We start from the raw sequence: 22,172 nt of genomic DNA, 5'->3' as shown, positions 1-22,172 counted from the left end.
TCTAACTGGCTTTTAGCTTCCCCTTTTCGGACTAGTCTCTAACTCAAGCGGCTCATATAGGGGGTCGTTGCGGATATCAGATTTAGAGACTGCGGCGAGCCGTATTTTCGTGACGGCGAGCGGCTGGTGCTCGCGCGGCTCCTTGCCGGACAACCGAAAGTGGTGGCGACCGGCGGCGGCGCCTTCACGAATGCCGAGACCCGCGCACGGATCGCTGAGCAGGGAATCTCGATATGGCTATAGCGGCATCGGCCTGGCGCTCGCTCGAGGGTTTCATTCGGAGAGGATTTGCCTTGTCGCAAGCGGCCATCGCGAGCGGCAGCTCTATTGCCCGCTGGTCCTGAGTGTATGGGACGGGCCAGCGGGCAACCCAAAAGGCAGATCAGAAGATGCCAGGTCCTCCGGCCGCAAGATAATTATTGGGTATCTTTGCCCAATGCTGCCATTTCTTGGTCTCGGGATCATATTGATAGGGGAAAATCATTTGCCGTGCCTGTTGCTGGACGGACAGCCGGTTCTAGTGATCCGTTCTTCGACAAAGCGGCAAGACAAAGCGGACAAATGCGCTGATCCGGTCGCCGGAGTTCATCAAGACCGACATGGCCGCCACGCACCATGACTGATCCCGAACGGGCCGGCCGGCTCGCAACGCGAGGTCTTCGCGCCGGTGGCGGGCCATCCGGCACGTGCCTCAGTCCAAATCCGTTCGGCCTAGACTTTCGTTGAATTGACCGGTGGTCCTTTCCACTACACAAATTTGCACTCCCATCTCTGGACAATTTTATGTCGAGGAATTCTACCTTGAGGATTTTTCCACCTCCCGCAATTCGCTGTATTTGAAAATATCTCTGGCGCTTTGGCGCCTTTTCCCATTTGAGGATCTATAGAATTATGACTGCTATCGACCGCCGTGAATTTATGAAGATGATGGGTGTGACCGCAGCGGGCACAGCGGGCCTCAGCGCAATGCCTCCAGCTATCCAGCAGGCCCTCGCCATCGAGCCCAACAGGGTCACTGGAACTATACTCGACGTCGAGCACGTGGTGATCCTTATGCAGGAAAACCGATCGTTCGATCATTATTTTGGCACCTATAACGGCGTACGCGGCTATACGGACCCTCGCCCGGTCGTATTGCCATCGACAGGTAAGGCAACGTGGTTTCAGCCGAATTCCAACAAAGCCATCGCAAGCATGACGGCCGAAAAGCGTTGCGGTGTAGATCCAAAGGCGGAATTCGTTGCTCCATTCCATATTGATTACGGCAAGAATGGAGAAAACATACGTGGCACCCATCACGGGATGGATTCGGGGATAAAGGCTTGGAACAAGGGAAGCTATGACCGGTGGCTTGAAGCGAAAAAAGATGTGCTGGTGATGGGGCATCTCAAACACCAGGACGTGAGCTACCACCGGCATCTTGCCAATTCATTCACGATTTGCGACCATTACCACTCCTCGGTGCATGGCGACACATATCCAAATCGGTTGCATTTGATGTCGGGCACAGCGTCTGACCCGAATGGGGGGTTTCTGAAAAGGATCTCGGGTGGCCATGCCTGGAAGACCTATCCCGAGCGAATAGAAGAATTCAACGCACTGCCAGCCAACAAGACGAAAAAAATCAGCTGGCGAACCTATCAGGGTGGAACCGGCCAAGCTTTAGACTTTGCAACTGATAACTTCACCGATAATGCGCTGGAAACCTTCAATGCCTATCGCAATAAACCGGTCAAAGGTTGCTTTTGGACGAATGGACGCTGCTATTTACCCGATCCGATTCATGAAACTCCATTATTCAAGGAAACATTTCTTAAGTTTTTGAAAGATTTTTGCGTAGGAAAGGAAGTCAAAGTTGATCATGGCAAGCTGGACGCGCTGACAAAAAAAGGCGTAACAAACCGTACGCTTTACGAATTTGAGTTCGATGTCTGGCGTAATAAGCTTCCAAATATTTCGTGGATAGTTGCACCACAATGCTACTCCGAGCACTCTGGAGGAAGCACCAGGGGCGCTTATTACATAAACAAAGTTTTGAGTGGCCTCGTTGCCAATCCGAAAGTGTGGAGCAAGACTGTCCTTATCCTCAACTATGATGAAAACGATGGATATTTTGACCATATCGTGCCGCCCATGCCGCCCGTGACCGGTGCGGATGGTGAAGTGTCCTCCTCTTTGCAAGACAGCCTCAAGCATGAAATAGATGGGCGGAATCCCCTTGGCTTCGGGCCGCGCGTACCCTGTATAGTGATATCGCCTTGGTCAAAGGGCGGTTGGGTGTGTTCACAGGTTTTCGACCACACATCCGTGCTCCAATTCCTTGAGGCACGATTTGGCATTGCGGAACCCAATATTTCCGACTGGCGGCGCGCGGTCGCAGGTGATCTGACTTCGGCCCTTGATTTCGGCAAGCCTGATGCAAAGACGACAGGCCTTGTCAAAAAGGAATTTAACCGCCGCGGTCCATTATTTTCCAAGTCGCCCACTGTACCTGCAGACAACACCAAGAATCTTCCTAAAGTGGACAATCCGCTCACATGGTTTGCCTCAAACCAGACATCGAACCTTGACGGCACGCGCAAAGCGCGACCGTTGCCCTATTACTTTAGCGTCAACGGCACTATCGATGCGCAAAACAGCAAGCTCAATCTCTGCTTGTCCACGAGCTCCGCAGGCGTCTCTTTCTATGCCTACGATAACGTTTCCGCCGGTGCTCCGAAGAGATATACAGTTGTGAAGGAAGAACCTTTGAACCCTGAACTACCCATATCCGACAAGTATGGGTTTTCTATCCATGGTCCGAACGGCTATCTTTATGAACTGGAGGGCAACAATGACGCAAATATCGATGCCAAGATCACCGTCTATGTTGGTGAAACTGCCATCGACCCCTGGCAGGACCTTGAGCTTTATCTCGATATAACCGGTTGTTGGAAAGAAGGCCGCTTTCTCAAGATATCCAACAAATATTCGCCAATATGGGGTGCCGATGGTACGCCGCAAGACTTCATCATGGTACCACTCCCGATGGATCAGACAGGCTATACCAGGAAGGTCGTTCAGATTCCCACAAGAGAAGCTTGGTACGATGTGACAGTCGAATTTACCGACAAGCATGGAAAAACAGCCGCTCCATTCAAGCGGCGCATCGCCGGACACATCGAAAATGGTGAGCCCAGCCGAACTGATCCGTTCTTAACAATAGACGATCTTCCCGTAGCAACGGTCGACAAAAGGCCGCCCGTCGAAACCGCCGGCAGCCCTGCTATACCTGCCACCTCACTATCGGCCCATCCGAAATCATCAGGGCAGTTTTTCATCGAAGAAAGTTCGACACCTTCCATTCGGTTCATCGAATAAGATGGGAGGATCTCGTCCATGCCCGGATGGCTCCACGAGGAGCGTACTTTAGAGTCGGACCGTGAGGGTGGAAGAAACCGGGATCGAAGCCAGCGCGATGGCTACCTTTTTATCGTGGATTTGTTCCTCTGATCTCCACAAGCCATGTTACGAGCCTCATAACGCCTATTCCGTCCTTTTCGTCACCGACGCTATGGCCTTGGTGACGGTCTCCCTTTTTCATGACTGCTGTTTGCCGGGTTGTGCCTGAGCCTATCCAAACACGCTTCGCAGGCTCGTACGTCTTGGCGCGAAGTCCCAGGCGCGGTTTTCGCCAGATCCCGGGGGCAGGGCAAGTAGCAAAAACGCGCGACGCTCCCGCATCGTCATCGACCAGGCATGGCAGTCGCGTCATCCCTGCACAGCCCGGACAGGAATGATGCGGCCGTTCAAGGCTCGCCGATGAGGAAGCCGGAACCGAGTCGAACGCGCTCGCAAGGGGGGTGTTTGCGCAACGACAAAATTGTGAGGGCCCGTGTCTTTCATTGAAGTGCAACCGGCGCGGTGTGCAATAGTACGGGCCCTGGAACTTCCGAATTGCCTGACCATTCGCCATTGCATGAGGGTGCTTGACCGTCGGGAAAGCTCAGCGAGTTATGCATCAGCCGGTTTTTACCATCAGCAGAGCGAGTATAGAGTACAATGTGCGATCGTTCGATCGCCACTGCCGGAAGCCCATACGAAGTAGTATTGGGAACCCAGGTGAGTTCGCTCCATCCCGTTCCATTAAATGTCATACACATAATGGATTCCTCGGCGAATTGAAAACCTGACAGGAAAACAAACAATCTTCCGTTAAACGGGATGGATGTAAATTCCGTACCTCGTACCAGTTGCGCCACTGCATGCTTCGCGCCGATCTTTACTGCCCAAGGAACTCTCATTTGGTAGCCATCATAGAGAGAATATAGTAGTCTATTCTCAAAATCCTTGAACAGCACAACAACACTTCCGCCAAATGCAGATGCCGCGGGTGACCCGCCTATCTTGTAACCCGTTTGAACCGGCTTCACTTCAGCTCGAAGGCCCCCATGGCCAAGGGTCCGTCCACGGCTTAATTGCCCCCAATATCCAAGGCGACCAAGCGTCAATGTTTCAAGTACATTGAAGTTATTGCCAAAGTAATGCAGGTAACCATCTGATGTGGCGATCGCAGGACGGCCGCGACTGTAGAGGTTTTGCCCTGGAGACAATGCCCATTCACCGTCCGACATAGTAGATCCGTTGAAATTCTTGAAGAGCAACTCATGGTAGTTTGATCCCGCCCGCTCAAAGAAAAGATAGCCTTGACCATTGAATTGGGAAAACGCAGCGCTGCTTGAATTTGAATCCGTCTGCCAAGTGAGCGGGGTGCTTCCGATGGTTGCAGTAACGACCTTACCGTTGTCGCGGATGATGCTATGGTAAGGCTTCATCTGGTAATCAAATGCAAGTACGGTCCTCAGAAGGGGGGAGTAAGGCCAAAGCGCCGATCGCCCATGAGTTTTAGCGATGGCTTGGGCGACCGCATCTTCGTCATCGGTTGTAATTATGGTGTTGGTCGGCTTGCCCTTGTCTGTTCCGACGATGAAATTGACATCAAGGCGTCTGTCAATCTTGTCGCCTCCTGTCAGCTTATCGGACAGTTCATAGCAGCACGCGCCGATTGAGCCGATATAGAAGCCGTCTTTCGCTGCAATTGTCTGGCCCTTTGTTCCTTCTTTGACATGCGGTATCCGGTATCCCGGACTTGTCCCCGGATGCACACGGGGATAATCCGGGACTGCATGGAGAGATCCCAGCGCTACTTTACCTTTTGCCCTCTCATATTCTGGCTGCAGCAGGTGTGCTGGATCTTTCACGTTGAGTTCAACACCGATCCTTACATCTTCGGCTTTGATCCAAAGTTCGATGGATTGCGTGTAAGGGTCTGTAATCTTGCCTATGGTCTTGTTTTTGGTATTATCAATGAGCTCTTGCAAGGTTTGAGGACCATAGTAGGGATAGGCTAGGGGATCGGGAGCCGATTCATCAACGCCAGCTGCTTTCTTGGCTTTTCTTAGCGTCTCCCGGTATTCGTCAGGCGTTGGAAACGACCATGCGGGGAATTTGATGATCGTGAATTCTGCCGCTCGCAACCGGGCGCCATACCCCTGATTATAGTCGCGTTGGTCCTTGTAAATTTCTTGAAGAACATATTCGGTGGCAGCAGGATCAACTATGTGAAAAAATACGACCGTTGACATCCGGTTGTCCAGATATTGATCATAAAAGGTCTTGACACTTTCGACATAGTAATTGGTTACGTTGCCTGTGTCGCTGCGATTTGACGAATTGGGATTATCCAGCAACTTCAGGAAACGAGCCCCCTTGTCAGTTGCCGGATTGCCTTTTTCATCGTTGTCAACCCAATTAAGGTCAACCACTTTAGGATTATAGCCCGTTGGATTGGGCTCGTCGGGATAGAATTTATTAGGATTACCGGTGTTACCGGGCTCCTGCCTAAAAACGTCGGTCAAGCGCCCATAGGTTGCATCGTGCATCAGCACAGGGACACGATCCTTTGTCAGCCGCACATCTAATTCGATCCCCGGAATACAGGTTTGATCGGCCGCCAAGGCCGCGCCGATACTATTTTCCGGCAGACGGTTGTCATTGGAAAGCCATAGACCACGATGCATGACGGTCATAATCGTGGTATTGCGAGGATTTTTGGTCTGTCTGATTACCTCTCGCGGATCATAACAGGCCGCATCGGCGGGAGCCGTATGGCCGATGCACAAGGCAAGGGCAGCTAGTAAAAGACAAATCCTAGATCGCAATTGAGCCTCCTGAACAATTTGTAAAAATATTAATTGAAATATTTGTATTCAGCTCTGGACAATTAATATTTGTTAACTCATATCCCTTACTGACATCCACTAACGTTTAATGCACAACGCGCGTCATTAAAATACTACTAACGTATCAATTGAGAATATACTTCCCGTTATACTATACTAAGACAAGCTTTTGTTTCGCCTGCTCAATCCAGGGATGCATTCCGCAGGTGAAATTGAAGGGTGCACCATCCGCCGCCGTCTCCCAATCCAATGAATGCATCAAGCCCAGCTCATCGGCTATGATCGCGCCGGTGCAAACATCCCAAAGGTTTTCACCGAAACCAAGATAAAGGTGCGCATGACCGGACAGGACCTGCAGGAGGCTTGCGGTCGCACTGCCAAGATTGCGCTCGACACCTGACAGATGATCGCGAATGAACTGGCTTGCCTCGGTGTCGAGGCCGCCTGCGCGCAATCCCGGCGCGCACCCGGTAAAAACAATTGGCGCGACCGGGCTTGTCTTGCACGGTGGCAAAGTGAACACTTGACCGTTGAGCCTTACGCCCTGCCCCACAACAGCCGAGAGGGTGATGCCCATAGCTGGCGCATGCACAATGCCAGCTGCAGGCTTGCCGTCCTGCAACAGACCGATCGATATGGCCCACCACGGTAGATCATGCATATAGTTGGCGGTGCCATCAATCGGATCAATGACCCAGAGCCGTCCCGAGCTGCCGCTTCGTTGCGCGCCTTCCTCACCCAGAAATGCGTCGCTCGGAAATGCCTGGTGAATGGTCGACACGATCAACGCTTCGACGGCGCGGTCGGCCGCGGTCACGATATCAAGCGGCGCCTTGGCCTCAACGACCAGTCTGTCTGGCGTTTGCTGGAAGTGCTTGGCCAATTCTCCAGCCTTGCTTGCGACGTCACCCAGAAATGCAAACATGATGATTATGCCCCTTTGCCTTTCGCAGATAGAAACGCCGGTGGAAGGCAAACATGTCGTTGAAAATACAGAATTCCGGAGCGCCGAGAACTATTTCTGCGCTTGCGGAGGGCAAGACGTTTTCGATCAGCCGCATCAATTCTTCCTGTTGCGTTTCCGAAAGGAACCGGATCGCATAGGCGATGCTGAGATGGAACTCATAGGTCTCATGACGTGGGTGGCGGATGTTGAGGAGTCTGGACAGCCGATCGCGCAATTCACGCATTTCTGCCTCGATAGGGGCCCGCGCGGGAACGAGACGAAGCGTGATGCCATTGAGAAGCGGCCTTATCCCGCTCAATTGCATCTGCAGCGGCAATTCGCAACCAAGGTCGAAGTGAACCAATTTCCTGTCGAACAAATCGTTGCATTCGGCAAGCGTTGCATCCAGCGGTAAGTCGTATGGCCACAATCCGGGCTGCCGCACCTGGTCGCAAACGCCTTCGAATATGGTCATGTGCCAGCTTGCGGGCGGCAGTAGAGCAAGAAAGGCGGCGAATTCCGATTGTGCCAATGCATCATACAGTGCCTCAAGCGGTACGCGCAGCGCGCTGTCCGCTGGCAGGTGGCAAATGATCGTATTGCCGGGAAATGGCCGCACGCTCCCATCGGGATTGAATTTTGTTCCGACGCCTGAAGGCGCAATAGAGCTTTCCGTCCTGTTTGACAGGATTTTTTCGGTATTAATGGGCAAGAACGACCTCTTTGATGAATTCCGACTTGATCGCTTCAGTTTGTTTTACTGGAAGCCAATCGGTTGAATGTGTTTGCTGTGCTGTGGGAGCGCCACTTACGGAAAGAGCGCCCATCTCGTTGTGAAGCCGCTTCTGTGTAGCCGCCGAAGTAAGCCAATCGATGAATAACAGGGCCGCAGCCTTGTGTTTTGCATTGGCCGCAATACCGACGACATTGCCGCCGCCCGGCATGCCAAACCTGGGTATATAGAATTGCATCCGCTTATCGATTTCGCCCTTCTGCTGCAGCGCAGCGAGGTGATCGGCCCAAGCGGCGACTATCTGGAATTCTCCACCGTTCAGCCGCGTCAGGCTGTCGGCATTCGATGCCGTGAAACCGTAACTTTCCTTGTTCGAGGTGAACCAGTCCCAAGCCGCGTGATAGTTGCCACGTTCAAGATCCCCATTTGCTACAGTGACGCGAACCACTGCCTGAATAAGGGCGTTACCAGCACCACCACCGCGGGGATCATTGAAGGCAAAATCAAGCGGGTTCTGTTTGATCCACTCGGTAAATTCCGCGAAACTTTGCGGCAAAGCGGCAGCGCTGATGCGGGAAGGGTCATAGGCTAAACCGGTCTGATTGCCCCAGAACGCCACGGCATAGCCCTTGCCGTCCCCTCCATTGATCTTCGTGCGCAACTCGCTGTAATTGGGCAGCCCGGTCAGCGGGCCGGCAAACATTGCCGTGACATCGATTTTTGGCAATTGGTCGCCCCCGATGGAAATCACGTCTATATCGCCCTGCGGCCTGTCACGCTCGGCCAAGAATTTACTCAGATTGCCATCTGGTGTCCCATCGGGAATGGTGACCTTGATGGAGTAGGCCTTCTCGAATTCGCGCACCAGCTCGCGAAATTTCGGCTGCGTGTACCATTGATACCAGACTACCTGACCTTCCGCTTTGGCTTCCGCCACAATGTCTTCCCAAGGCCTGGAGGCAAGCTCGCTCGCATCGGCCGGGAGAGTTCCCGAGAGGCTAACCATAGCGACGGCGGCAATTGAAATAAGGTGCTTGAACATAATATGACCTTTCTATTGATTGCGTTCCGGATTTACCCCTTGCCACCGGAAATGATAGCGCCTTCGCTCTTGAGCATACGTTCAAGCAAAAGCATGAGGACGACGTTGGGAATGACGAGGACAAGCGAGACGACCGCTGCGTTTGGCCGGATAAAATTATAACCGAGATAAGAATAGAGGATCGTTGGGACAGTCGTGAAATCCGGTGACCCAAGAACGAACGACAGTGCGAATTCTTCAATGCTCTGGATGAAGACGATAATCAAGGCGGCAAGAATGCCGGGTTTGAGGACCGGGAGATAGGCCGTTGAGAAGCACTTCAATGAACTTGCGCCAAGGTCGCGGGCAGCATCGACAAGATCTTGCCGCACTTGGGAAAAAGAGGTCGTGAGGATGCGGATTGCATAGGGCAAAAAGAGAACGCTGTGGCCAATGGCAATGCCGGTGAATTTGGAATAGAGCCCAAGTCTGAACAACATGGCAGTGAAGAAAAGCGCGATCACGAAGCCTGGCAGAACCAGCGGAAGCAGTGAAACAAGCTGGACTAACGGCTTGAGCCTGAACTCCAGCCGGCCAAGCGCATAGGCTGTTGGCATGGCGAGCACCAGGGTTATCACCGCGACGGTTGGCGCGAGCAGATAACTGTTAACGAGCGCTCCGGCAAGATTGGTTGTTTGCCACATATCCACCCATCGTTGGAAGGAAAGCTTCGGCGGAAACAGGTCCGGGTAGCTCCATGGATAATCAGGATCGACCAGCGACCAGAGAATGGCCATGCCGAATGGTATACACAGCCAGACAATCAAAATCGGTACGAGGAAAAGTGCAAACCATCTGTTCAGCTTCTGCATCACAGCCACCTGCGCGCAATGGCCAGTTTGCTGATGGCGACTAGCAGAAATGAACCGGTAAGCGCCACGATCATGAGTATGACTGCCACGACCGCGGCCTCGTTCCATGAGCCGAATTCATGCTGGACGGTATACATGTGCTGAGCGAGCGAACTGACACCTGTCGGGCCAGCAATGACCTGAAACGAATAATCTCCTGCCGCACCAATAAAGACAAGACACAAGGCAGCCTGCAATGCCGGCAGCGTCAAAGGCAAAATTACCTTGAAGAACCTTGAAAAAGTACCCGCACCAAGGTCACGGGCGGCATCCAGAAGATCGCCGTGGATGGCACGAACAGATGACGACAGGAGCAGAAGCGCAAACGGCATATTCTTCCACACTTGTAAGAAAATGACGCCGAGTCCGTACCGGTCGTTTTGCATGCGTAGTGGCTTGTCGATCAGGCCAAGGCCAATGAGGGCTTCGTTGAGAAAACCATGAAATGAGATGACGTTGACGAAGAGAAAGGCGGCTACAAGGCCGGGAACCAGCAAGGGCGCGCGGAACAACGCGCTTACGCTCGCCGAACCCGGAAAAGGTGTACGCAGCCACAATGCTACCGGATAGGCGAGCGCCGTTGAAAGCAACGCCGATGCAAAGGCAATTCTCAAGGAATAGACAACGGAACTACCCAGAATCGGGCTCGCAGTCTGTTTTGCCCAGAACTCGAGCGAAAAGCCGCTCGCACCTGAGAAGTTGAAATAGCCAACGGATTGGGCAACGGCCATAGCAAGGACGCTTCCCACGAGAAGGACGATCGGGCCTATCCCCGGCAGGAGCAGCATGATGAGCAACATCCTCCGTCGCGATGCGGGATTCCGAGCTTCCATCATGCCGCCTCAAGAAACGCGATATGGGTGGGATCGACGTGAAAATCCTGGATAGAACCGATTGTCAGGGGGCCACGGGTCTGAACCCGATATCGCGGCCCGCCCATCGCTCCTTCCACGAAAACGTCCGTCACATTCCCCTGGAAGGCTTGTGCAAGCACGCGCACCGAAAATGTGTTGTTCGGCGTGGACGAACTGTTGGCCACAAACCGGGCATCCTCCGGTCGCCAGCAGACATAGATACTTGAGGCGGCAGGTTCAGTGGCGGAACTGACTGCCAAGCGACCCAGGCCAGTATCGATCAGCCACTTGCCGTCGCCGTCGCGGCCCACAACGTCCGCTTTCAGTATATTGGCAGCGCCAATAAAATCGGCGACGAAACGGTTGACCGGCCGGTGATAAAGGTCCAATGGCGTTCCGATTTGTTCGACTCTGCCAGTGTTGAGCACAACTATACGGTCGGACATGGCCAATGCTTCCGCCTGATCATGGGTAACATAGATGGCAGTGAAGCCTTGCTCCGACTGCAGCGCCCGTATCTCGAAACGCACTTGCTCGCGCAATTTCGCATCAAGGTTCGACAGCGGTTCATCAAACAGGATCACGCCAGGTCGCATCGCGACGGCGCGGCCGAGCGCGACGCGTTGCTGCTGTCCGCCCGAGAGCGCCGAGGGCAACTTCGCCGCCTGCGATTCAAGGTCAACCTGCCGAAGTGTCGTCGCCAGCCGTGCAGCACAATCAGCTTTGCTGACTTGCTTCTGTCTTGGACCGAACAGTATATTTTCGCTCACGGTCAGGTGGGGGAAAAGGGCATAGGATTGGAAACACATGGCCGTGTTGCGCTGCTCCGGTGAGAGCTGCGTAATGTCCTTGCCATCAATCAGGAATTGACCCGATGTGATCGGGTGAAAACCCGCAATGGCTTTGAGCAAAGTCGTTTTGCCGCATCCGGAAGGGCCAAGCAGGGTAACGAATTCCCCTGAGGAAATATCAACATTGATTCCATCAAGTACGCACATGCCATTAGCGAAAGTCTTCGAAACACTTTTAATGGAAAGAGATGCCATATCACCTCGCTGACGCCGAAAAATGATTTTGAGTATCGGGTTCTAAAAAAGAACGGTTCAATGTTTTATGTGGTGGTGATACATTAAATTCATGACGTGAATATAACAAGTAGTTTCTTTGTTGGCTCGCAATATCGAGGAGTGACGTTGACCAAGCATTTGCGCCCGGAGGGCATTCGACTAACGGACGTCGAATTTGCTGTGCTCCGCCACATTCGTAGATATCCCGGCCAGAGCCGCACGCAAATTGCCCGCCACCTCGGGGTTTCGAAGTCATTGCTGACGAAGGCTGCCGGCAATTTCCGGGCGATCGGCCTGGTAAGAGAGGAGCGTTCCGTCCCTCAAAGCGGGGAACGAGGCCAGCCTGCGGTTCGGATGTGGTTGATGAAGGATGCGTATCATACCATTGGTATTCATCTAAGTGGCACGCAATACTCGCTTGTGCGCACCGACCTCGACGGAAATGTGGTCGAGGTCAGATTGCCCTCCATCGAGGGTGAGATAGACGCTATCGTCGAAACGATATTGCACAATGTCCGGGATCTCCTGGAAACATCGCAAGTCCCGGTTCTTGGGATCGGCATGGCGATTCCGGCGATTGTAAACGAGGACGGCGCCTTGTTCGAGGTGACGCCGACACAGGCGAAGCTGCCATTTCAGCGTCTTGCCAATGCCATGACTGACCACTTCGACCTGCCGGTCTATTGGGATAATGGCGCATACTGTATTGCAAGTTTTGAAGCGCAACGGTCGGGTACTTCCAGCAAATGTCTATTCTACATCACGCTCGATTTCGGCATCGGCGGAGGAGCGGTGTACGAGAGCAGATTACTCCGTGGAGGCTTCAATCAGGCAGCAAATATAGGCGCGCTTCTTCCTGAGACCGGTCCGCGGCCGAATCTTGTCGATTTGGCTCATTACCTTGACGTGTCCCTGGAGGTCCTCAATGAACCGTATCTGACGGGACTGTTAAAACAAAATGACCGCAAGCTGGGTGATTGGATCTGCGAACGGGGAAGACTGCTTTCCTCACCTCTTGCCAGTGTCGTTCAACTGATCAATCCCGATACGATCATTCTGGGTGGGTTCTTTCCCCGGGAAATATTGGAATTGATGCTTGCGCAGATCGACCTCGGAATTCTTGACACCGAGGGACGTAAGCCCCTGACCAAACCTGATCTTCGTGTAGCCACATTGCTTGGATCTTCGGGATTGGCACAAGCATCTGCCCTGCTCCCCATTTCGGCCCGGCTTCTGGGACAACGTATGATTAGTGCATGCTAAACCGTCCTCTTCGCAAGCAGAGCGCGGCGCAGCCGTTAGCATCGGCGGATCGATTCAAAGCACGCAATGCCTCGACGACCGACCGCGCTTGCACTGAGGGGAAATGCCTAAACCGGGCACTTTTCTCAGTCGCTGGCTAACTCGTCAGAAAACGGGATTCGCTTATCCTTTCGAAAGAGGTGATGAATAGCGTTGTGCGGATATTACAGGCTTGCTTCGAACTATTGGCGCAAAGCCGCTGCAACATCATCAATGTCGCGCCGATGCTCAGCTGCTTCGAAGCTCTGCATCGGCGTGGATATAAATCGGACTTTATTCCTGGCTTTAGCCACCCAACACCCCTCAGAACCTTACCGTCAGATCAGCCTTGAGCGCATTGTTGCTGGCACTCTCGGAGAACTGCCCGCTATAGGTCAGGCCGAGCGTCGTCACGTTGCCAGAAATCCCTTTCGATGGGCTCAGCGTGAAGTCGAACCCCGCCTCGACAATGCCGGTATCCCGCGCGACGGCCAAGCCTTTGACGTCGAAGGGCTGGCCGCCGGCGAAGGCAAGCTTTGCGGCCGGCGTCACGTCACCAAAGGCATGGCTCCAGCCGAGGAGCCCCCGCGCCGTCAGGCTGACCCGGTCGCTCAGCGCAAACTCGCGCGATGCGCGAAGCCCAAGCGTCGTGGTGGTGAGATCGGTCGTTCCGCCCAGCCCGCTCAGGTTGCTGATCCCGCCGTTCTCCTGGAAGCCGCCGGTCTTCAGATGCACATAGCTTGCCGCGGCGAAGGGCTCGAAATCGGCATAGGCGGATCTCACCGCATAGCCGAGCTCGCCGAAAACCTGCACGCTCTTCGCATCATAGGAAGCGCTGTGGCGATTGACGAGATCGCCAAAGACCGCCGTGCGGTCCGCGTCGATCTCGTTCTGGCTGAGCGCCGTGCCGAGGCTCAAGCGCAGATTGTCCCACGCGGTGCCGCCATAAAGCCCGACAGAATAGCTATCCACCGAGGCTTTCGAAGTGCCGCTGTCGAGCGAGGTGTTGCCATAGCCGGCCAGCACACCCATGCGCCACGTCTCGGCCACCACGCCGTCGAGCCCGGTGACGAAGCCGCCGGTGTCGCGGCTGTAGCCCGCCGCATTACCGTCGCCTGCCGCATGCGCGAAAGCGCCATAGGCCTCGCCCCACAGGGCAGTCGTGGCTGGCGGCGGCGTTACCGCGTCGAAGGCGTCGCCAGTCTTCGTGCCTTGCGCCGGAGCAAATGCCAGCGGCGCAGTGGTTGCCTGCTCCTTGACGGTCACCCCATTGAAGGCCGCGCGCATGCGGTTCTGCGCCGCATTGCCGATCGCGCTTGCATCCCTGGCAAGCACGCCGGCCAGTGTCGGGGCAATGAGCCCTTCATTGATCGCCAAAGCGACAGCAGCGGGCATTTCCTTATTTTCGGCAACGACAATCATGTCATGCAGCGGATTGCCAAATCCGCTGTTGTCGATCCCGCCGAGCAGCGCCCGTTCGTTGTAGGTCGAACCAAGCGAGGCAAAGGCGACATCGTTGCGGCCAAGCGTGGCCTTGACGCTGATCGCGTCGTAGCCAAGGCTTGCGCCGATGAACACATAGCGTGGTTCGACCGCATCGAACATGCCGGTTACTCCGTCACCGGCGGTCAGAATCGTATAGGGACGGTCGCGCAACGCAACCAGATCAGAAGGCGACAGGGCTTTCCCTCCGGCTTCAGGTCTGATGCTGACAATGCCGCCGAGCAGATAGGCCTTGCCTTCTGCATCGATGCGGTCACTTCCTCCGCCGGCCACCTCAACCTCGTAGACACTGCCAGGTTTGAAGGTTGCATCTCCATCCACACGCAATATGCCGATCGAATGGCCTGGCGCAACCGCACCGCCAGCATTGGCGGAAAGCTCCGCAAGTTTACCAGTGCCGGCAAGCCTGCCGCCGGAATTGACAGCGACCCTGCCGCTCGAACCATCGAGGCTGGCGAGGCCACCATTCAGCACAAGATCGCCCGTCGTGCCGGTCCCGCTGACCCGCAGCTGCCCGCCTTTGTTGACGCTCACATTCGCCGCCGTCCCATCGACGGAAAACCGGCCCGTATCATTGACGAAGGCGTTCGAGATGATCGAAGCTTGCTCGGCAATGGCAAGCTCCCCGCCATCGATGATCGTATCGCCGCGATAGGTGTTCTTGCCAGCAAGCGTCAGCGAACCCAAACCGGATTTGGTGAGCCCGGCTTCGTAGGTTTTGGTCGAGAGATAGCCGGTGCGGGATTCGCTGGACAAATATTCGGACGCATTCTCGATCAATTCCGCCATACTTGGATCTGCACTAGCTATCGCCATCGCCAACGAACGCTCGTCCTTATAGGCGGAAAGGAAATTGGTGTAATCCGTTGCTGTACTAAAGGGGCCAGTCCAGTCAGGGTGCTGCTTCTCGTAGAGCGCAAGCAGAGCCGATGCCACCGGATCGGCTTCGGCAGAAGCCAGAGCGGCCCGCAGCTTTTGGCCTGAGAAACCCACCGGAAGGTTGGCCGCAATCGCGTCTTCCAGCAGTTTCTTGGCGGCGGGAGATACGTTCATGTAGCGCTCGGTCAGGCGGATGAAGGTCTCGGATTTTTGCGGATCTGGAGCTCCGGTCTCCCAACGCTTTTCGCCTTTGCGTTTGGCCCAGGCGGTGATCTCAGCCTTCTCCTCCTTTTGCCGCTGGTCGAGCGCCACCTGGCTGATGTCGTTAGACCAGGTGTCAGAAACCCCCGCACCCAGATTGGCGTTGAACCGCGACAGGAACTGGGCTGGACCGTTCATGGCTTTGGCAATATCGATGCGACCCCAACCAAACTTGGCGTCGGCACCCGCCTCGCCTATATCCGTTGCCGTGGTCAGCATGATCTGACGAATTTCGTTGTTGCCGAGGCCAGGAAAGCGCTGCATCAGCAAAGCCAGCGTCGCGGAAGCATGGGGCGTCGCGGACGATGTCCCGCCGGCACTAGCATAACCATCATCAAGACTTGTGCTTGTGGAGCCATCACCGGGAGCGGAAATACACCAGTATTTTGCTGCTCCGCATTTATTGCTATAGCCCAACTCTTCAGGAGCATTCAGATTGGCAACGGCGACCCAGTTCTTCTCAAGTTCTGGCCTGTAATGCGGCAATATCGGCGTAATTGCAGGATTGGCCGTTCGCTCATTATAGCCAGCGACAACCTGGATCACGCCGGCATTTGCAGCATCGGCCATCGCATCCAGATAGGAAGGCTTGGGCGCACGGGCATAAAACCCGTTGAGATAGTTCAAGCTGCCTGTAACTCCCGGTGATTGGCCCCAGCTATTACTGATGATGCGCACACCGGATTCGACCAGCGCCTCCTGCACAAGCTTGAAATACTCGTATGGCCTCGTCGCAAATTCGAGATCATGGCTGTCGTTGAGCCCGGTGCTGCCGATTACCAGATCCGCGCCATAGGCCAGGCCCATCATAGGAATTCCATTACGGGCAGCGCCAAGAAGCCCTGCCATTTTTGTGCCATGCCCATCCTTTGGATCGTCGCCGCGAATATCGAACGGTGTTCCGTCGGCATAGGCGCCGGTAAAGCTCAAGACCTTGATGTTCTTGTCCTTGAATTCAGGGTGGCTCACTTTCGTGCCGCTATCAAGGAGACCGATGGTAACGCCCTTGCCGGTGATACCTCGAGCAAATGCCGCTTCAGCATTGATGGCTGCAAAACCCCATGTTCCCTTGAATTCCGGATCGTCGCGCCAACTCTGCATAGCCGTATCGAGATTATCCGTTCGGCTGCCATCCGCGTTGAAATATTTCCCCAGCTCCTGCGCCACCGCGGGAACTGCAGTCATGGCCATGGCGATCGCAGCTGCTGACACAAACGAAAGCAGCTTGCACCGGGTGCGTTGGAATGATGGTGAGAACGGAGAACGGGCGGAATCCGCCCCTGAAAATGCATACATGAAAAGCGTCCTTTGAAAATATCGGGCAATATGAATTACAAAAATGGCTGGTACAGCCTTGCGGTTGTATACCGTTGTGTCAACTGCCTGAATTCGAGGCACGATTATTTAATATGCATGTTGCAAGAAAACACACACTTTCAAGTTGTTAGATAGATACCTTAATCGCTAAAGTTGCCCTGGTCGCACTTGGCAGTACGGCGTACTCGCCAGCATCGGTGCCCTGCGTGGTTCGACAAGCTAACCATGACAGAACTGCGTTGATTGCAGCAAGCCAGGCTCTGCAACGTTGACGGATAACATGCAGCCCACCAACCTTTCCTCATGGTGAGCTTCATCCTGAGCCTGTCGAAGAGCGAACCACGCACAGGGCAGCTGCAAATTACGGCAGGGTTTTCGTCAGATATTGGCTATCGCCGGCTGAGGCTGCCCAATATCCCGCGCACCAGAGCCCGCCCGAGCGAACTCCCGACTGATCGCACGACCGATTTCATTGCGGCTTCGGCGACCGTCTGGCGGGCGCGCGGCTGACCGCCGCGCGGGCCGGGCTTGCTCTCGCCTCCGAGAAAATCCGGCAGCTTCCACCCGCCGGTGCTGTCGGCGCTGGCTTCCTGCACCTCGGGCTCGGCCTTTGCCTGTTCCGCCTTCTTCTGCAAAAGCTCATAGGCGGATTCGCGGTCGACCATCTCGTCGTATATTCCGGCCACGGGACTGGCATTGATCAGGGTCTGGCGTTCGTCGCTGGTCAGGGGTCCGATGCGCCCCGCCGGCGGGCGGATCAATGTCCTCTGCACCATGGACGGCACGCCCTTGTCGGCGAGCGTCGATACCAGCGCCTCGCCCGTTGCAAGATTCGTGATGGCTTCGAACGTGTTGAATGCGGGATTGGCGCGGAATGTGTCGGCGGCGGTCTTCACCGCGTTCTGCTCCCGGGGCGTATAGGCCCGGAGCGCATGCTGCAGGCGGTTGCCGAGCTGCGCCAGCACCGTCTCCGGCACGTCAAGTGGATTCTGCGAAATAAAGAATACGCCGACGCCCTTGGAACGGATCAGGCGCACCACCTGTTCGACGCGGGTCAACAGCGCTTTCGGGGCTTCGTTGAAGAGCAGGTGCGCCTCGTCGAAGAAGAATACGAGGCGCGGCTTTTCCGGATCGCCGATTTCCGGCAATTCCTCGAACAGCTCGGATAGAAGCCAGAGCAGGAAGGTCGAATAAAGCCGCGGGTTCATCATCAGCTTGTCGGCGGCAAGCACGCTGACAAGGCCGCGGCCATTGGTGTCGGTGCGCATGATGTCGGCGATCTTCAATGCGGGTTCGCCAAAGAATTTGGTGCCGCCCTGCTGTTCCAGTACCAGCAGCGAACGCTGGATCGCACCGACCGATGGTTTGGTGACATTGCCGTAGCGCGCCGAAATTTCTTCGGCGCGCTCCGCGATGTTGACGAGAAGAGCCTGCAGGTCCTTCATGTCAAGCAAGAGCAGCCCCTCCTCATCCGCGATCTTGAACGCGATGTTGAGAACGCCTTCCTGGGCTTCGGTCAGGTTCATCAGGCGCGATAGAAGCAACGGGCCCATCTCGGAAACCGTGGCGCGGATCGGGTGCCCCTGCTCGCCGAAAATGTCCCAGAAGATGACCGGCGAAGCGGAAAGCTCATAAGGGTCGAGCTTGATGTCGGCAGCGCGCTTGACGAGGAAGTCCTTGTCTTCGCCCTTGGCTCCGATGCCAGACAGATCGCCCTTGATGTCGGCACAGAAAACCGGAACACCGGCTTTTGAGAATCCCTCAGCCAGAACTTGCAGAGTAACAGTCTTGCCCGTCCCGGTTGCGCCCGTCACCAGACCATGCCGGTTGCCGAATTTCAGCAGCAGAGATTCGGCCTGGTTGTAGGTGTCGTCGGGCTTGCGGCTTGCGCCAAGGAAAATACTGTCATCGGCCATGTCGTTCCATCCTCGTCACGAAGTCACTCACCAAGGGTATAACCAGCCAATTTCCGCGCGACAATGCCTCGGAATTTTATCACGTCGGATTATTGCAGACGTTGCGCCATTTCTGAAATGCGAACCGACTGGAAATCTGGTGCTCTTGCGCAGGATCATGCGTGCTTCGCGCGAGAAAGCGTCTTTTTGGCACTGAAATTTCGCCCTCCAGCTGTATTTTGATTGTAGGAGGTTGAGCGGTGATCCAGATTGACAACAGGACCTTGTGCGAAAGAAAATTCGCGCATATTACGTAAACGTAATTATATCAGACGGGAGATTGGACTTATGGACGAACTTATCGCGCGCATTTCCGCCAATGTCGGCACCGATCCGGAAACGGCTCGCAAGGCTGTCGGCCTCATCCTGGCGTTCCTGCAAAAAGAGGCTCCGGCCGACAAGGTTGACCAGTTGATCGCCGGCGTTCCCGGTGCGGAAGCGGCCATTGCCGAAGCCAACAATAGTGGTGGCGGTCTTTCCGGCCTGATGCCAGGCGTCATGGGCCTTGGTTCCAAGCTGATGGGCATTGGTCTCGGCATGGGCGAAATCACTGGCATCTCCAAGGAAACCATTGCTTTTGCTCGTGAAAAGGCTGGCAGCGGTCCGGTCGACGATGTGGTGAACTCGATCCCCGGCCTGAGCCAGTTCGTTTGAACCCGTTCCATCGGCAGACCCGAAGACGCGCGCTTTTCGGCGCGCGTTTTTGTTTTGCAGGCAGTTGGAAAAACCTGGTATCAAGCTGAATATTTTAGATAATTCGATCACCAGAGACATTATGAGCAGAGCGAAGGTTTTCCTGATGGCCAAGGGATTGGCTCTAGCCATTTCTTTCAGGTCCGGTTGATCGACACACCGCCATCCACTAGCAAGGCCGAGCCAGTGGTAAAACTCGACGCGTCGGACGCAAGGTAGAGCACTGACCTGGCGATTTCTTCAGGCATTGCCCGTCGCTTAAGTGCATGCAATCCCTCGACAAATGCCAGTTTCTCCGGCGTGTCGACCCAAGCCTCGGCGAGGCTCGTTGCGGTTCCGCCGGGCAATATGGCATTAACTCTGATCCCCTGCGGCCCGAGCTCTGCGGCAAGTGTCTTCATCAGGCCGATGACCCCTGCCTTGCTCGCGGCATAGGCCGCGGTACCCGGCATTCCCACCGTGTAGCCGACAAAGGTCGACGTGAAGATAAGCGAGCCGCCGCCGCGTCTTTGCAGCGCGGGGATCTGGTATTTAGCCCCGAGGAAAGCTCCCGTCAGATTGACGTTCAGGGCCTCTTGCCAGCCAGCAAGCGAAACGTCCGGCGTCGGTCCCATTTCCCCATTTGTGCCGGCATTATTGAAGGCGATGTCCAGACCGCCAAAAGTGCTTTCCGCCAGTTCAACCAATGACTTGGCATAGGCTTCGTCACGAACGTCGCCTGCCAGAGCGATAGCTTTCCCACCATCCCACTCGATGAGCGCCGCCAATTTGTCGAGCTCCTGCTGGCGTCGTGCTGCCAGGACAACATTGGCGCCTTCGCCGGCAAAAAGCCTTGCAGTCTCATAGCCGATTCCGGAACTCGCGCCGGTGACGATGGCCGTCTTTCCAATCAGTGTGTTCATTCTTTCGACCTTTCGAGGTTGGAGAGGCATCAGCCTTTCACGCCTCCGTCTCCCCAGCCACCCGAAACCTGATCGAACGAAGAATGTCCCGCTCCAGTAAGTTGAGCCAGCGGCGCTTTGCTTTATTGCGAAGCAGCATGGTTCCCCCTAAAGTCGCGAAAAGAATACCGTAACCGGGAGAAAGCATGGACGCGTCACTGCTCAAGGAAATTGAATTTGCGTCGATTGACCGGCAGGCCTGGGTTAAACTTGCGCAAAAAGCCCTTAAAGGCGCGGAATTCAATGAATCGCTCATTTCGAAGACAGACGACGATATCTCCGTCGAACCCCTTTATGAGCGGCGGCGCACGGCCCAGCTGACCCCGCGAAGAAATCCTCTGAAACCATGGCATGTCGTTCAGCGCATCGACGATCCGGACCCGGTACGGGCCAATAGGCAATTGTTGGAAGAACTGGAGAACGGAGCAACTGGGATCGCCCTGGTCTTCGAGGGCGCGCCCAATGCGTTCGGCTATGGACTTCCTTCCACACGCGAAGCGGTCGACAAGGTGCTCTACGGCGTTCATCTCGACATGGTGCATCTGCGCATGGACGTGCATCCGAAAAGCCGTGCCTGCGCCGATTGGTTCGTGGATTACATGCGCCCGCGTGACGTGAACCCGAGCACGCTTAGCTTTTCCCTGGGGATCGATCCCGCCGCCACGCTCGCCGGGACAGGCCGCTTGCGTATGAGCCTTGCCGCGCTCAAAGCCTCTCTGCCGCAGTCGTTGTCGGGCTTCTTTTCATCTGACCTGCCCGGAATCGTGCTGGAGGCGGACGGCCGTGTCTACCACAATGCCGGGGCGACGGAAGCGCAGGAACTCGGCGCCATGCTTTCCATCACCACGGGGCATTTCCGTTTGTTCGAAGAGGCCCGCCAGCCCATCGTCTATGCGGCTCCGCATATCGGCTTTGCTCTGTCGGTCGATCAGGATCAGCTCCTTTCGATGGCCAAGATCCGGGCTTTGCGGCGGCTGTGGGCGCGGTTACAAGAAGCCTGTGGCAGCATGCGTCCTTCGCAGGCAACCATTCACGCCGAGACTTCGTATCGGATGATGACGAAACTCGATCCCGAAACGAATATCCTGCGAACGACGATCGCCGGGTTTGCCGCTGCCACAGGCGGCGCAGATTCGCTAACCATACTGCCGCACACGATAGCCCATGGATTGCCGGATGCGCCCGCGCGGCGCCTTGCCCGCAACACCCAGCTAATCCTTGCTGACGAAAGCAACCTCGCTTTTGTTGCGGATCCTGCACGTGGGTCAGGTGCGATCGAAAGTCTGACGGAAAAGCTTTGTGAGGCCGCCTGGAGGGAATTCCAGACGCTGGAGCGCGACGGGGGCATCTTGCAAAGCCTCGTCGATGGCAAGTTTCAGGCCCGTATCGTGGAAGCACGCAGGAAGCGGTCGAAGGCGTTTCTCGCGGGCAAACGAACGATCATAGGCACCACGCTTTTTCCCGCGAAGCAGGAGCGCCCGGTCAAAGTACTCGATGCTCCCATCATGCCATTGCCGACGGACGGCGTCGTTCATTGCGAACCGCTGACCTTCCCGCGTCTCGACGAAACTTTGCAGGCTCCTGAATAA

Annotated in this window: 15 protein-coding genes; 5 read left to right on the top strand and 10 right to left on the bottom strand. The window is 55.4% G+C overall.

Annotation, left to right across the window (positions count from 1 at the left end; genetic code table 11):
- Positions 1-75 precede the first annotated feature (75 nt).
- Positions 76-243, top strand: coding sequence for a shikimate kinase (locus tag CU100_RS07180; RefSeq protein WP_106715771.1), 168 nt, complete (start codon positions 76-78; stop codon positions 241-243).
- Between the two features lie 648 nt (positions 244-891).
- Positions 892-3,360 carry a phosphocholine-specific phospholipase C gene (locus tag CU100_RS07175; protein ID WP_106715770.1) on the top strand — a complete coding sequence of 823 codons (2,469 nt, stop codon included), beginning with the start codon at positions 892-894 and terminating at the stop codon, positions 3,358-3,360.
- A 521-nt stretch (positions 3,361-3,881) separates the two neighbouring features.
- Here the strand turns inward: CU100_RS07175 and CU100_RS07170 are convergent.
- From CU100_RS07170 to CU100_RS07140, 7 genes are all read right to left on the bottom strand, one after another.
- Complete coding sequence (locus CU100_RS07170) at positions 3,882-6,200, bottom strand: glycerophosphodiester phosphodiesterase family protein (RefSeq protein WP_146141807.1); 2,319 nt, start codon at positions 6,198-6,200, stop codon at positions 3,882-3,884.
- 172 nt (positions 6,201-6,372) lie between these two features.
- A complete protein-coding gene (locus CU100_RS07165) occupies positions 6,373-7,146 on the bottom strand; it encodes an inositol monophosphatase family protein (RefSeq protein ID WP_106715768.1) in 774 nt (257 codons plus the stop codon).
- A complete protein-coding gene (locus tag CU100_RS07160; protein ID WP_170113749.1) occupies positions 7,127-7,879 on the bottom strand; it encodes a DUF1868 domain-containing protein in 753 nt (250 codons plus the stop codon). The genes CU100_RS07165 and CU100_RS07160 overlap by 20 nt, the downstream gene beginning before the upstream one ends.
- Entirely contained in the window at positions 7,869-8,942 is a 1,074-nt protein-coding gene (locus tag CU100_RS07155) for an ABC transporter substrate-binding protein (protein WP_106715766.1), read from the bottom strand. The genes CU100_RS07160 and CU100_RS07155 overlap by 11 nt, the downstream gene beginning before the upstream one ends.
- 32 nt (positions 8,943-8,974) lie before the next feature.
- Complete coding sequence (locus CU100_RS07150; RefSeq protein ID WP_106715765.1) at positions 8,975-9,793, bottom strand: ABC transporter permease; 819 nt, start codon at positions 9,791-9,793, stop codon at positions 8,975-8,977.
- Positions 9,793-10,668 (bottom strand): ABC transporter permease, encoded by an 876-nt coding sequence (locus tag CU100_RS07145; protein WP_245418935.1) that lies wholly within the window; start codon positions 10,666-10,668, stop codon positions 9,793-9,795. The genes CU100_RS07150 and CU100_RS07145 overlap by 1 nt, the downstream gene beginning before the upstream one ends.
- Positions 10,665-11,732, bottom strand: a complete 1,068-nt coding sequence (locus CU100_RS07140; RefSeq protein ID WP_106715763.1) for an ABC transporter ATP-binding protein — start codon at positions 11,730-11,732, stop codon at positions 10,665-10,667. Before CU100_RS07140 ends, CU100_RS07145 begins: the two co-directional genes overlap by 4 nt.
- A 147-nt stretch (positions 11,733-11,879) precedes the next feature.
- Between CU100_RS07140 and CU100_RS07135 the strand changes: the two genes are divergently transcribed.
- Positions 11,880-13,016 (top strand): ROK family transcriptional regulator, encoded by a 1,137-nt coding sequence (locus tag CU100_RS07135; protein ID WP_146141806.1) that lies wholly within the window; start codon positions 11,880-11,882, stop codon positions 13,014-13,016.
- 342 nt (positions 13,017-13,358) lie between these two features.
- Here CU100_RS07135 and CU100_RS07130 read toward each other — a convergent pair whose 3' ends face one another.
- Together CU100_RS07130 and CU100_RS07125 are read right to left on the bottom strand one after the other, a co-directional pair.
- Complete coding sequence (locus tag CU100_RS07130) at positions 13,359-16,868, bottom strand: autotransporter domain-containing protein (RefSeq protein ID WP_170113748.1); 3,510 nt, start codon at positions 16,866-16,868, stop codon at positions 13,359-13,361.
- A gap of 515 nt (positions 16,869-17,383) precedes the next feature.
- Positions 17,384-18,910, bottom strand: a complete 1,527-nt coding sequence (locus CU100_RS07125) for a helicase HerA-like C-terminal domain-containing protein (protein ID WP_106715760.1) — start codon at positions 18,908-18,910, stop codon at positions 17,384-17,386.
- Positions 18,911-19,237: 327 nt separating this feature from the next.
- On the opposite strand from CU100_RS07125, the gene CU100_RS07120 reads away from it, so the two are divergent.
- The gene (locus tag CU100_RS07120; RefSeq protein WP_106715759.1) at positions 19,238-19,603 is read left to right on the top strand and encodes a DUF2267 domain-containing protein; all 366 of its coding nucleotides are present in this window, start codon (positions 19,238-19,240) and stop codon (positions 19,601-19,603) included.
- A gap of 176 nt (positions 19,604-19,779) precedes the next feature.
- Here CU100_RS07120 and CU100_RS07115 read toward each other — a convergent pair whose 3' ends face one another.
- Positions 19,780-20,544 carry an SDR family oxidoreductase gene (locus CU100_RS07115; RefSeq protein ID WP_106716057.1) on the bottom strand — a complete coding sequence of 255 codons (765 nt, stop codon included), beginning with the start codon at positions 20,542-20,544 and terminating at the stop codon, positions 19,780-19,782.
- Positions 20,545-20,729: 185 nt separating this feature from the next.
- On the opposite strand from CU100_RS07115, the gene CU100_RS07110 reads away from it, so the two are divergent.
- Entirely contained in the window at positions 20,730-22,172 is a 1,443-nt protein-coding gene (locus tag CU100_RS07110) for a methylmalonyl-CoA mutase subunit beta (protein WP_106715758.1), read from the top strand.

Origin of the sequence: Phyllobacterium endophyticum, assembly GCF_003010935.1 — a bacterium.
Lineage (GTDB): Bacteria > Pseudomonadota > Alphaproteobacteria > Rhizobiales > Rhizobiaceae > Phyllobacterium > Phyllobacterium endophyticum.
The sequence above is the reverse complement of the archived record's forward strand: the minus strand, read 5'-3'. Positions and strand labels throughout refer to the sequence as shown.

Excerpts from the sequence above, each read along its gene's own strand:
- CU100_RS07175 (WP_106715770.1), top strand. The coding sequence starts at position 892 with ATGACTGCTATCGACCGCCGTGAATTTATGAAGATGATGGGTGTGACC.
- CU100_RS07115 (WP_106716057.1), bottom strand. The coding sequence starts at position 20,544 with ATGAACACACTGATTGGAAAGACGGCCATCGTCACCGGCGCGAGTTCC.
- CU100_RS07125 (WP_106715760.1), bottom strand. The coding sequence starts at position 18,910 with ATGGCCGATGACAGTATTTTCCTTGGCGCAAGCCGCAAGCCCGACGAC.
- CU100_RS07130 (WP_170113748.1), bottom strand. The coding sequence starts at position 16,868 with ATGGCCATGACTGCAGTTCCCGCGGTGGCGCAGGAGCTGGGGAAATAT.
- CU100_RS07140 (WP_106715763.1), bottom strand. The coding sequence starts at position 11,732 with ATGGCATCTCTTTCCATTAAAAGTGTTTCGAAGACTTTCGCTAATGGC.
- CU100_RS07120 (WP_106715759.1), top strand. The coding sequence starts at position 19,238 with ATGGACGAACTTATCGCGCGCATTTCCGCCAATGTCGGCACCGATCCG.
- CU100_RS07145 (WP_245418935.1), bottom strand. The coding sequence starts at position 10,668 with ATGATGGAAGCTCGGAATCCCGCATCGCGACGGAGGATGTTGCTCATC.
- CU100_RS07150 (WP_106715765.1), bottom strand. The coding sequence starts at position 9,793 with ATGCAGAAGCTGAACAGATGGTTTGCACTTTTCCTCGTACCGATTTTG.
- CU100_RS07155 (WP_106715766.1), bottom strand. The coding sequence starts at position 8,942 with ATGTTCAAGCACCTTATTTCAATTGCCGCCGTCGCTATGGTTAGCCTC.
- CU100_RS07165 (WP_106715768.1), bottom strand. The coding sequence starts at position 7,146 with ATGTTTGCATTTCTGGGTGACGTCGCAAGCAAGGCTGGAGAATTGGCC.
- CU100_RS07110 (WP_106715758.1), top strand. The coding sequence starts at position 20,730 with ATGGACGCGTCACTGCTCAAGGAAATTGAATTTGCGTCGATTGACCGG.